The organism is Deltaproteobacteria bacterium (genome assembly GCA_016709225.1).
Lineage (GTDB): Bacteria > Myxococcota_A > Polyangia > Nannocystales > Nannocystaceae > Xiheibacterium > Xiheibacterium phototrophicum.
The window spans coordinates 2,155,433-2,167,994 of record JADJEE010000002.1; the positions used below are offsets into that span (position 1 = coordinate 2,155,433).

Consider the following 12,562-nt stretch of genomic DNA (forward strand, 5'->3'; position numbering starts at 1 on the left):
TCCGGGGTGCCATCGCCGGGACCGTCGGAGTCGCCTTGTCGCTGTGGTCGCCGCCCGCACGCGCAGCCTCGCCACCGGCGAGGGAGTCCGTGGGAGCACTCCCGCTCGTCATCGATGGTGAGCTCGCACCGAGCTGGCGGACCCGTCTCGTGCAGCGCCTGCACGAGGGCCTGGCACGTGGCAGCCGGACGGTGGTCGAGCTCGACGAGGCGCAGTGCGATGCGACCTGCATGGCCGAGCTCGCCGGGGAGACTGGCGCGCGCTGGATGGTCCGCGCGCGTGTGCAGGTGCGCGGCCGTGACTTCGATGTCGCGCTCGAGCTGGTCGATGCGAGCTCGGGTGCGATCGTCACGCGCAGCGCCGGCACCTGCGAGGTCTGTGCGGTCGAAGAGGTCGGCGACATGTTGGCCGATCGTGCGGGCGTGCTCGACCGCAAGCTCGACGCGCTCGCGCGTGCACCGGCGGTGGTGCGATTCGAGAGCCGACCGGCCGCGGCGGCGCTGCAGCTCGACGGCGCGCCGCTGGGCGCCGCACCACTGGAGCGCTCGGTCGCCGACGGTCGGCACCGCGTTCGTGCCGAGCTGCGCGGCTACGTCCCGATCGAGGTCCAGTTCGACGCGATCGCGGGTACGCACGACACCGTCTCGCTCGAGCTCTCGCCCGCGCCGCGACCGAACCGCCGCCGGTCGATCGCCGGCGCGGTCACGCTGAGCGCCGGCGTCGTGGCGCTCGCCGTCGGGGCACCACTGCTGGCGTTGCACGGTCGGCCCTACCGCGGCCGCTGCTCCGGCGGCGATGTCGACGACGACGGTGACTGCCGCTTCCGCTACGACACGCGCACCGGCGGCGCCATCGCGGTCGCGTTGGGCGTCGCTGCGATCGCCGGTGGCATCGCACTGCTCGTCCGCGCGCGACGCCCCCATGCCCGCTCCGCCGGCGCGCGGCTGCAGGGCGGTGCGCTCGCGTTCTAGTACCTCCACGCTAGCGCACGTCGGGTCACCGACCCGCTCGCGACGGCACCTCGAAGGCACCGATGCTCGGCGGTGAGCCCCAGCACGCGCCGCGGTGATCCCCACGAAGCTCCGCAATTGCGAGCCCCGCTGCGGCGGCCGGACTCTGCGCGGTGATCGTGTGGTCGACGGCCAGCTCGGGATCGACACCGACCACGCCGCCGACCTCCGCCACCGGCAGCGCGGGGTCCGACTGCTCTGGCGCATCGGCGGCGTACCAGAGGTTGTGCGAGAACTCGAACGTCTCGGGTGCGGTGCCCGGTCCGACGTTCACGACGGTGCCGACCAACGCCCGCTCGTACACCACCAGATTGCCGATCACTCGGCTATCGCCGCTCGGGCTGAACTCGTAGACGTCGGTCGACGCGGTCTCCTGCAGCACGCGCAGCACCCAGTGTTCGGGATCGATCATCGTGTTGTTGGCCACCAGACAACCGGTACAGCCCACCAGCGCCACCGGCGACATGCTGCCGACGAAGACGTTGGCGATCACGCGGATGTCTCGGGCCTCTGCATTGGGCGCCGTGGGGTCGAGCGGCGGGCGGAAGAACTCGAAGCCGGTCGAGCCGCCCATGTTGACCGCCCGCTCGCCGCCCTGCTCGAAGACATTCGCGTAGATCTCGACGTCTTCGCTGCCGCCCTTGGTCTGCACCGAGTTCCCCGACGCCTGTAGATCGTGGAAGTGGTTGCCGGAGATGAGCCCGTGATGACAGCCGACCTGGTCGATCGCACTCCCCGCCGAGCTACCGCCACAGCGCTGGAACTCGCTGTCCCGCACGGCGAAGTCGTAGACGCCGGAGAGCTTCAGGCAGTCGTTGTTGCCGCCGGTGCCGATGTCGTGGATGGAGAGCCCGCGCACGATCACACCGCGGGTGGCCTCTGGATCCGAGGTCGCACCGCCGTCGTCGATGTTGAGGCCGTTGTCGGTCATGTTGCGGATCTCGAGGTCGTGGACGACCAGCCACCGCACGGCGCTCAGCTGCATCGCCACGCCCCCGCCTTCGAACACCGGGCGCGCCTCACCGGCTGCGCCGCCGATCCAGATCGGTGCTTCCGGCGTTCCCGCCAGGCCCGAGACGTAGGCATCGCCGGCATAGGTGCCAGCGTGGATGCGAATCGCCGTGCCGGGTTGCGCAGCGGCCACCGCGGCGGCGAGCGTCGCACACGGCTCGTCGGCGGCACCGCAGCTCGCGGCATCGACTCCGTCGGGTGCAACGTGGATCTCCGCGGTCGGCACGATGCCGTCGTCGAACATGGCCGGTGCGCCGCACCCCGGCGACGGCTCGCCGCCCTCGGTCGTCGCGTCGCCGCCGTCGTCGGCGCTGGTGCTCGAGTGTGGGCCGTCGCCAGCGGAGGTCACGGAGTCGGCACCACTGCTCCCTCGTCCGCTGCCATCCGTCTCGCTTTCGCCCATCGGACTCGACGTCGAAGACGCCGAGTCGGCACCGCCGGTGGCTGGGGCGGCACAACCGGCGACGAGTGTGCAAACCGCGAGCAGGAACGTTCGAGCGGAGATCCTCGGCATCCACCAGGGCACGACACGTGTCGCGCCGCCCTGTCGCACGGCCACCGCCAGACGTATGCTCGAACGGATGGGGGCGACCGTGGACAGGGCTGCTTGGCTGGGCGCCGTGGCGTGGCTTGTCGGGTGTCTGCAAGCCAACCCAGACTTCGACCAGCCCGGCACCAGCACCGGGACGACCGCGAGTTCCACTGCGAGCGGCATGATGTCGGCGACCGCTGCTGCCAGCGCCGATGCCAGCGGCGACGGCAGCAGCTCGGGCGCGCCGGTCTGCACGCCCGACGGCTTCGAGCCCGACGACGATCCGCCACCGCTCACCGTCGGCACCGTGAACGTGGTGCTCGAGACCATGGACGCGGTCGACCGCTTCCACGTCTACATCCCCGCGGGTGCGCCCGGTTCGGTGCACGCGACCATCGACGGCGCATCGTTGCACGTGTGCACCTACGTGCGCTGCGCGGACGGGCAGGCGCCCACGACACTCGTTTGCGATGTCGGGCTATCGGGTGTCGACGGCGAAGGTGCCCCGGGATGCTGCGGTCAGAACGACGCGGCGGTGTCCTTCGCGTGCGGCGGCGATGGCAGCGGCAAGGTCTACCTGGTGGTCGATGGGGCGCCCCACGACTGCGTCGAGTACGATCTCAGCGTGTCGCAGGACGGCGGCTAGTCCGACGTGCGTTCGCGCAGCGCACTGTGCCCGCCGGAGCGCGTCGCCCGTGCGTCGTGGTGGCCGGCCTTCGTCGTGGCGGCGCACGTGTGGCGTGCCGCGCCTGCGGTCCAAGCCGCGCCGTGCCCGACCACGCGCGAGCTCGGGGACGCCACGGCTGCGCTCGCCGAAGCTTCGCCGGGCGCACGACTCGGGTTCGTGCACGGTCGCATCGAGGCGGCCGCCAAGCCCTCGCGGCAGTGGGCGTTGGGCTGGGGCGTCGGGCTCGGCTTGCTCACCGTCGCGCAGCTGGCGATCGCACCGCTGGTCGAACCCGAGGAGGCGCCCGACTACTGGATGGGCGCGCTCGCGTCGGGCATCGGTGCCGCGTCGCGGGCGATCTTCATCCCGCACGTGTTGCTCGAGCGCCGTCGCGCTCGTAAGCGCGGGCGTCTCGGCGATGTCTGTGCGCAGCTCGCCGAGGCCGAGCACGCGTTGGTGCGCGGCGCGGCGTGGGAGCGTCGCGGCAAGGCGCTGTGGCAGCACCTGCTCAGCATCGCCGTCAACGCGGGCGTCGGGGTGGCGCTCGGGGTCGGCTTCGGTCGGCAGGTCCCCGGCGCGCGCATCGGGGCCATCGGCGCGACCGTGGGCGAGATCATGATCCTGACGCAGCCCACGCCGATGATGAAGGCGCAGGTGCAGTACCAAAGCGGCGTGCTGGCGCCGACACCTGCAGGCGCCCGTGCGACGTGGGGCCTGCGGCCGCTGACGCTGCGCGGCGGTGGCGGCGTGGCCATCGGCGGCCGCATGTAGCGGCGGCGCGACGCATCACTGCAAGAACGCGCGGTGCATCGCCAGCGTCAGCCGATCGACGTCCTCGTCGGCGCAGAACAACGTCGCGCGCAGCGGTGACGTTGCCATGGCCTTGATCGGCACGTTGATGCCCGCGGCGATCGACCGCGTCTTCGCCAGCGCGGCGGCATTGCGACCGAAGAAATCGCCGACCACGGACACCGCGCCGCAGCTCTCCTCGATCTCGACCTGACCCATCAGCTGCGTGCGCACCGTCGGCCAGTCGGGCACGTCGGCCAGGCCGAACCACAGGTCGGCGATCTCGTGATCGGCGTCGAGGTGCAGCACCGGCAGGGCCGCCGCCGCGGCCGCGGCGAGCATGCGATCCATCGACTGCGCGCCGAAGGCCCGCAGTCGCACGAGGTTGCGCTGGCCGGTCACGCCCGACAGCGCGCGATCGGTCGTGATGTTCTCGGCGCGATCGATTCGCGTGCCGCTGCCCTCGCTGAAGCTGGCGCGGGCATAGAGCGCCACACCGCTGCGCCGCGCGAACTCGACCGACTCTGCGTGCAGCACCTTCGCGCCGTGCGAGGTCAACTCGAGCATCGCGTCGTGGGAGATGGCCTCGATCAGCTCGGCGGCCTCGACCACCCGCGGGTCGCCGGTGTAGACGCCATCGACATCCGAACAGATCTCGCAGTACTCGGCCGCGAGCGCCCCGGCGAGGGCGACCGCGGTGGTGTCGGAGCCACCGCGACCGAGCGTGGTCACCTCGCGCTTGTAGGACACGCCCTGGAAGCCGGCGACGATCACGACGCGACCACGCTCGAGCTCGTCCTCCACGCGGTACGGCCGCACCTCGAGGATGCGGGCGCCCGAGTGACGATCGTTGGTCATGATCCCCGACTGCGACCCGGTGAGCGAGATCGCTTCGTGGCCCAGCTCTTGGATCGCCATCGACAGCAGCGCCATGCTGGTTCGTTCGCCACACGACAGCAGCATGTCGAGCTCGCGTCGCGACGGCGAGGCCGAGATCTCCCGCGCGCGGGCCATGAGCTGGTCGGTGGTCTTGCCCATCGCCGACACCACCACGACCACGCGGTAGCCCTTTGCCTTGGTCTCGACCACCCGCTGGGCGACCTTGCGGATGCGTTCGACGTCGGCGACCGACGAGCCGCCATACTTCTGCACGACGATGGACTGCGACATGGTGGGTGCTCGCGAGCTGGCTCGCGGAATCGAGGCCAACTGTAAACCCGAGCGGGACGCCTGTGGAATCCTGGCGCGCGGACGCTGGTACGATGGCACCCATGCTGCCCGTCCTCGCCCAGAGCACCGCGCTCGTCGTCCAGCAACGCAAGGAGTGGGGCGAGATCCTCACCGGGTGGCAGACCCGAAATCGCTACGACGTCAGCGATCCCAACACCGGCATGGCGCTCTACGCCGGCGAGCTCGCGGGCGGCGCGGGCGGCTTCTTCTCGCGGATGTTCCTCAAGTCGGGGCGGCCGTTCACGATCGAGATCCGCGACGCGAGCGGTCAGCTCGTGCTGACGATGTATCGACCGTTCACGTTCTTCTTCTCGCGCGCGCTGCTCTCCGACGCCACCGGCACGCTCATCGGCAGCATCCAGCAGCGCTGGGCGTGGTTCGCCCGCGTGTTCAGCATCCTCGACGCCCACGGGCAGGAACTCGCGTCGTTGCACGGGCCGTTCTTCCGTCCGTGGACCTTTCGCGTGGTCGTGGGTGGCCACGAGATCGGAGCGATCCGCAAGAAGTGGAGCGGTCTGGGCAAGGAGATGTTCTCGACCGCCGACAACTTCACCATCGATCTGGCGCCAGGGACCGCGCCGCAGCTGCGTCCGTTGTGCCTGGCCGCGACGCTACTCATCGACTTCGTGTACTTCGAGCGCAACGGCTGACGCGTGGGCGCTAGGGAAGCCCGGCTCGCATGGGGCGGCGCGCAGGCGGTTGCCCACGCCGACCACGGGCTGCTAAGACCTTGGCCACCGTGCAACGCATCGCCTCGCCGCTGTACCCCTTGAGCCTCGCGCTCGCGCTGACCGCCTGCCCCGCGGACTCCAAGCCCGACGACAAGGCGGCGCCGCGTACCGACGACAAGGCCAACGCGAAGGCCGATCCCAAGGTCGATCGGAAGGCGGACGCAAAGCCCGACCCAAGGGCGGATGCGAAGACCGACACCGATCCGAACGCCGAGCGCAAGCCCGTGGACACCGAGCCCGCAACGCCCGCCGTGATCGACCCCGCCACCCGCAACGCCGTCGCAGCGAGCATCAACGCCTTCGCCGTCGATCTGCACCACGCGCTGGCGAGCAAGCCTGGCAACCTGTTCGTCTCGCCGGCCAGCATCGCGATCGCGTTCGCGATGACCCACGCCGGTGCCAAGGGCGACACCGCCGCCGAGCTCGCAAAGGTGTTCCACTTCGGCGCCGGCGCCGATCTGCATGCCGGCATGGGCGCGATGTTGGCCCACTGGGACGCCGCGAGCACCGACGGACCCGAGCTCGAGGTCGCCAACCGCCTCTACGGCGACAAGACGGTGGCGTTCGAGCCGGCGTTCCTCGATGTCACCGGCAAGGCCTTCCACGCGCCGCTCGAGTCGGTCGATTTCATCGGCGCGGCCGAGGCTGCACGGCAGGACATCAACGGCTGGGTCGCCACGCGCACCCACGACAAGATCAAGGATCTGCTGCCCGAGGGCGGTGTCGCCAGCTCGACCCGCATGGTGTTGGTCAACGCGGTCTACTTCAAAGGCCGCTGGGACCAGCCCTTCGAGGAGTTCGCGACCACCGACGGCACCTTCCACGGCGGCAAGGGCGACGCGCAGGTCAAGATGATGAAGCAGGTGGATCACTTCCGCCTCGGCGCCGCGTCCGAAGCCAAGGCCCGCGTGCTCGTGATGGGCTACTTCGGCAGCTACTCGATGGTGGTGGTGCTGCCCGACGCCAAGGACGGGCTCGCAGCGGTCGAGTCGGCGTTGACGCCGGAGCTGCTGACGGCCTGGATCGGTGCGGCCAAGGCGGAGCGCGTCGAGCTCGCGCTACCGAAGTTTCGCATCGAGCCCGCGGGCTCGCTCTCGCTGCGCCCGGTGCTCGAGGGCCTCGGCCTGCACACCGCCTTCGACGCCAGCAAGGCCGACTTCACCGGCATGGCGCCGGCCTCGGCGCAGCTGATGATCTCCGACGCGTATCACAAGGCCTTCGTCGACGTGAACGAAGCCGGCACCGAGGCCGCCGCCGCGACCGCGGTGGCGATGGCGGCCGGCGCCGCGCCGCCGAGCGAACCACCGGTGGCGTTCGTCGCCGACCACCCGTTCCTGTTCTTCATCCGCGACGACGAATCCGGCGCGATCCTCTTCATGGGTCGCCTGGTCGACCCATGACGCCGGCCGTCGAGTCCGCGATCGAGTCCGCGATCAGGGCGCGAGCACGAGCGCGCCGTCGCCGGGGATCGTGAGCGAGAGCCCACCGCCGCCGTCGACCACGGCCCCGTTGCCGCCGAGCATGTCGTCGAGCACGACGCCCGGCTGCAGGCCGAGCTGCACGACGTCGACGTCGATCTGCTGGGGTCCATCGGCGCGGGTGAGCGCGACGATGGCGGCATCGCCGGGCGACAGCGATCGCGCGAACACCAGCGTGTCCTCGTTCGCGAACAGCGACACGTAGTCGCCGCGCCGCAGCGCCGGCAGCTCGCGGCGAGCCTGGCCGAGCAGGCGCGTGAACGCCAGCGTGTCCGACTCCCACGGGCCGAGCTGGCCCTCGTCGCGCCACATCGCGCGATTGTTGGGATCGACGCCGCCCCACTGCCCGTACTCATCGCCGTAGTAGAGCAGCGGCGCGCCGGGCAGACCCAGCAGCCACGCCATCGCCACGCGCACGCGTCGATAGGGCTCGAGATCGCCGGGGCCGACCGCGGTGTCGGTCCACTGGTTGAACGGCACGCCGCGATTGTGGCCGCCGTCCTGGCCGCGATAGTCGGCGATGCTGGCGAAGCGCGCGGTGTCGTGGCTGCCGATGTACGGCGTCATGATCGCGCCCTCGGGCCACTTGTCGAGGCCGTGCTGCAGCCAGTAGTCCGCGTGCAGCATGCCGTTGTCGCCGTAGCCGAACACTCGGTACGAGACCCCGTGGTACAGCACGAAGTCGAACTGTCCATCGAGGCCGAAGGGCCCGACGTAGCGCGAGATGGTGCCGTAGTTCTCGTCGTTGCATGGGTCCGGGCAGTCGTTCCAGCCCATCGCGGTCTCGCCCATGAGGAAGTAGCGCGTGCCGGCCTGCTCGAAGCCCTCGCGGACCGCGGCCGCGAGGTTGCGGGTCGCGGCCTCCTCGACGTGCTTCACCGCGTCGACACGCAGGCCGTCGAGATCGAAGGCATCGAGCCACCACACGGCGTCGTCGACGAACGCGGCGTTGGCCTCCGGCACCCGGTGGTCGACGTCGGGCAGGTACGATGTGAAGTTGCACTCGAGCGCGTTGGCGGTCCAGTCGCAGCCGTTGGTGCCACACACGCAGCCGGTGCGGAACCAATCGGGGTGCTCCGCGACGTACTCGTGATCCTCGTGCACGTGGTTGATCACGAAGTCCTGCAGCACGCGGATGCCGTGGGCGTGCGCACTGGCGATCATTGCCCGCAGTGCCTCGGCGCCGCCGATGCGATCGTCGACCTCGCGGCCGCGCACCGGCCAGTAGCCGTGGTACCCGGTGACCAGGTGGACCCCGTCGCTGGCCAAGTAGGCCCCCTCGGGGTTCTGGTGGAACGGCGACACCCAGATCGCGCGAACGCCGAGCTCGTCGAGCGTGCCGTCGTCGATGGCCTGGCGCAGGCCCTGGAGATCGCCGCCGAAGAAGTCACCGCGGGTATCGGCGCCGGGCGTCGGGCCGGGATCGTTGCCGGCGCTCCCGTTGCGGAATCGATCGGCCATCACCATGTAGACCAGCGCGTCGCGCCAGTCGAACGCCTCGGGCTCGATCCACAGCGGCAAGCGCAGCGGCAGCGAGCGTCGACCGCCGCGATCGGCGGCCTCGACCACGAGGGTGTACTTGCCGTCGTCCAAGCCCGCGAGCGTGATGTTCACGGCGCCGGTCTGCTCGTCGACCTCGACGACGTCGCCGCCGAGTTCCTGCTCGTCGAAGTCGTGGCGCAGCACCGCACGCAACAGGCTCGCGTCGGCGCCGTCACCGGGCGCCCCATCGTGGTACGCCAGCGACACCTCGATCTGCCCCTGCCCCGGCGCGGGTCGGGAGGTCGCGTGGGACTCGACCGAGAGGGTCGGCAGGTTGCAATCGGGCACCAGCACCGCGGAGTTCTCGACGTCGTCGACGTACTTGCGACGCCCCTGCGCGGGATCGAGGATCCACGAGGTGCCAACGCCGTCGTCGACCACCAGCTTGTAGGCGTGTAGGCCGGGCGGCAGATCGACGCTGCCGCGCCACGTCGACCCTTGCTGGCGCATCGCGACCGCGGTCGGGAGGTCGAAGCCCTGCCACTCGCCGGCAATCCGTACGTTCGTGACCCCGCCGGTGCCCGCGAAGCTGAACGCGGTCGGGCACACGTCGACCTCCATGCCACCGGTCGGATCGCCGGTGCTGGCATCGCCGCTGCCGTCGCTGCTCGCATCCGTGGTCGGCCCGCCGGACGAGTCGGCGGTGCCCATCGTCGAGCTGGCGCTCGCGGTCACCGTCGTCATCACGTCGCCGCTGTCGCCGCTGTCGCCATCGCCACGCGCCTGCGGATCGTTGCAGCCGCCGAGCATCGCGGCGCCGATCAACCAGGCGCGCCGGCGCCGACGCAGCGCGGCGAGGCCGAACAGCAACCATCCGGCGCCGACACCAGCGTCCGATCCACTCGTGCAGCCGCAGCCGCCTCCACCTTCATCCTGCATCGCATCCCCCGTCGTGTCGCCGTCGCTGCCGCCCTCGCCGTTGGTCGCGGCGGAGCCGTTGCCACCCGAGCTGCCACCCTCGGCGCTGTCACCCTCGGCGCTGCCGCTGGCGGTGCCGCCGTCGCCCGTGCCGCCGCTGTCGTCGGCCGCGGTGCCACCGGTCTCGCCGCCGTCGTCCTCGTAGTACGCGCCACAGGCGGGCTCGATGCCGAGCCCACCCGCGTGCGCGAGCGCCAGTGCGTAGGCGCCGGCGCCGAAGCCCAGCATCGGCGTGTTGAACTGATAGGTGCCGTCGTTCGGATCGTAGGTCTCGGCGACCATGCCGTAGTTGGCGAGGGTCTGCGCGGTGACCCACTGCATCATCGCTTCGGCGCGGGCGTCGTCACCGGCGGCTCCGAACGCGATCGCGCCCCGCAGATCGGTGACGACCCACTCGGCGGCATCGTAGTCGCTTCCCCACGGGCTCAGATCCTCGCCGCCACCGTGGTCGACGCGATCGTCGTTGCGCGACCAGCCGATCTCGCTGGCCTCGGTCAGCAGCGCGCCGTCGAGGCCGGCGAGCGTCGCAGTGGCGATCGCACCATGGGGATCGAACAGACCCATCGCGATGCCCTCGATGACCGCGGCGTCGTAGTAGCCGCTGCCGCTGGCGAGCTCCTCCGCGTTCGACACCAGCGCGCCGTCGGCATCGACCAGCCGCGTTGCGATCGCGGCCCGCAGCGCGATGCCGGCCTCGCGGTAGCTCTGCGCACGCGCGTCATCGCCGACCAGCTCGGCCAGCCGCGCCGCATCGCACAGCCCGCGGGCGGCCGTGAGGTTGGTGTACGTCCAGTGACGCTGGCGACCGTTCCAGTGCGTCTCCCAGATCGACGAGTCGGGCCGCAGCAGGCCGGTGTCGGGCTCGACCAACGCGAGGATGACATCGGCCACGCGGGTGCTGACATCGTCCCAGTGATCCTCGGCGAGCGCGACGTCACCGGTGGCGTCGACGTAGTTCGCCAGCGCCCACAGGAACAGGCCGAAGCCGTCGAACTCGAGGTTGGGCCCGAAGTCGTTGAAGTCGGTTTCCTCGACGCCGAAGCCGAGGTAGCGCACCAGCGAGACGAGGTACGGCGGCATGTCGTAGCGCGACAGCTCCTGCCACTGCGCGAAGCGACCCGACTCGGCACCGAGGTAGAATTCGAGGCCCGCGCGCGCCTGCGCCGACATCCCGAGGCTCGCCATCGCCGAGATCGCGTAGGCGCCGTCGCGGATCCAGGCGTAGGTCCAGTTGCCGGGCGGCAGGCTCGCCAGCACCGCACCGTGGCCGTGATGCTCCACCACCGCGGGCAGCTGCGCCGGCGCCTCGATGCTCGGCAAGCGGGTACGACGGGGCACGCCGTCCTGGTCGAGCCACTCCCGCAGGTACGCCTCGTGCTCGGCCACCTGGCCCATGCGCAGCATGGCGATCGACTGCCGCAGCGCCTCGGTCTGGTACGCATCGGCCGACGGCCACACGATGGTGTCGTGCAGCGCAGCCCACTGCGCGCGCTCGTCCGCGAGGATCGACGCCGGATCGCGATCGGCGATCCACGCGTCCAGCCAGGTCTCGACCGCGTCGCCCGCGAACGGATCGCCGCTGTGCCCGACCGCGACGCCGACCCACGCCTCTTCGCCGGGCGAGAGCGTACCGAGGCCGAACTGCCACGCGCCCACCGCATCGTCGACCGCGCCGGGCGACGGCGCGTTGTCGCCGAGATCGCCACCAGCGATGACCTGCGCGTAGGGGTTCTGTGCTGGCGCAGTGCCGAAGTGCGCCGCGGGTGCGAGCGCGCGCACGACCACCGCGCCGGCGAAGCCGCGCTCGCGGAAGCTGGCGACACCACCGGCGACGTCGTGGGTGAGGGTCTCGCCGTTGGCCGCGAGATCCTCGCCGACCTCCCAGGGCGATCCGGGACGACCAAAGCCGAGGTGGAAGTTGTGCAGCGAGAACGCCTGCACCGCCGGCGCATCGATGTCGCCGTCGTTGCGCACGCGCAGCAGCATCACGAAGCCGGCGTGGGGCAGATCCATCGGCGTGAACGCGTAGGTCGTCGCCGACAGCGCGCCGAAGCTCTGTGCCAGCGTGACGACCCCGGTGCCGCCCACCTCGTCGTCGACGACGCCGAGATAGCCGCTGGCGTCGAGATCGATCGCAGCGTCGGGCAACCAGGTCGAGCCGTCGGGTCCACGCAATCCGAAGTAGGTGTCGAACAGGAGGTCGCGCGTGTGCACGGCCTGGAAGCCGGCGCCGTTCCAGATCTCCATGCCGTCGCCGTCCAGCTCGAACTCCTCGGTCGCGTAGAGGTGCTCGCGGAACTGCTGCACCCTGCGCGCACCATTGGCGAGATCCACGACGATCGCGGCGTGGCCGTTGCTGCTCGGCAACGCAAAGCGCGTCCGCTGCACCGAGACCTGCGCCCGAGCAGGGCCCGCGAGAGCGACGACAATCATCACGGTCCCGAGTGCAAGCCCACGCGTCTTCACGGCGGCCACACTAGAGGGGGCCCCGAAAACCGGCAATCGAAACCTGGCCACGGCGAAGAAAGCCCCACGAACGAGGTCTCAAGGGCACTGGCGGGCATGCCGCCGTAACTCTCAGATGAACCACGCCATGGCGCGGGTCCGCGCCTCCCACGGTGGCATATGATCACCGAGGCCGTAGCATCGCTCCA

Annotated in this window: 8 protein-coding genes; 5 read left to right on the top strand and 3 right to left on the bottom strand. The window is 70.7% G+C overall.

Features of this window, described 5'->3' with window-relative positions; all coding sequences use genetic code 11:
- Positions 1-89 precede the first annotated feature (89 nt).
- Positions 90-971: a PEGA domain-containing protein gene (locus tag IPH07_23095; GenBank protein MBK6920305.1), complete on the top strand. Its 882-nt coding sequence runs from the start codon at positions 90-92 to the stop codon at positions 969-971.
- A gap of 25 nt (positions 972-996) precedes the next feature.
- Here IPH07_23095 and IPH07_23100 read toward each other — a convergent pair whose 3' ends face one another.
- Positions 997-2,370 (bottom strand): right-handed parallel beta-helix repeat-containing protein, encoded by a 1,374-nt coding sequence (locus IPH07_23100; protein MBK6920306.1) that lies wholly within the window; start codon positions 2,368-2,370, stop codon positions 997-999.
- 271 nt (positions 2,371-2,641) lie between these two features.
- Here IPH07_23100 and IPH07_23105 point away from each other — a divergent pair, with 271 nt between their 5' ends.
- Positions 2,642-3,199, top strand: a complete 558-nt coding sequence (locus IPH07_23105) for a hypothetical protein (GenBank protein MBK6920307.1) — start codon at positions 2,642-2,644, stop codon at positions 3,197-3,199.
- 6 nt (positions 3,200-3,205) lie between these two features.
- A complete protein-coding gene (locus IPH07_23110) occupies positions 3,206-3,991 on the top strand; it encodes a hypothetical protein (GenBank protein ID MBK6920308.1) in 786 nt (261 codons plus the stop codon).
- A gap of 15 nt (positions 3,992-4,006) precedes the next feature.
- Here the strand turns inward: IPH07_23110 and IPH07_23115 are convergent, their stop codons facing one another.
- Complete coding sequence (locus IPH07_23115) at positions 4,007-5,179, bottom strand: aspartate kinase (GenBank protein MBK6920309.1); 1,173 nt, start codon at positions 5,177-5,179, stop codon at positions 4,007-4,009.
- A gap of 101 nt (positions 5,180-5,280) precedes the next feature.
- Between IPH07_23115 and IPH07_23120 the strand changes: the two genes are divergently transcribed.
- Entirely contained in the window at positions 5,281-5,889 is a 609-nt protein-coding gene (locus IPH07_23120; GenBank protein MBK6920310.1) for a scramblase, read from the top strand.
- An 89-nt stretch (positions 5,890-5,978) separates the two neighbouring features.
- Positions 5,979-7,370, top strand: a complete 1,392-nt coding sequence (locus IPH07_23125; GenBank protein MBK6920311.1) for a serpin family protein — start codon at positions 5,979-5,981, stop codon at positions 7,368-7,370.
- A gap of 33 nt (positions 7,371-7,403) precedes the next feature.
- Here IPH07_23125 and IPH07_23130 read toward each other — a convergent pair whose 3' ends face one another.
- Positions 7,404-12,341, bottom strand: coding sequence for a hypothetical protein (locus IPH07_23130; GenBank protein MBK6920312.1), 4,938 nt, complete (start codon positions 12,339-12,341; stop codon positions 7,404-7,406).
- Positions 12,342-12,562 lie beyond the last annotated feature (221 nt).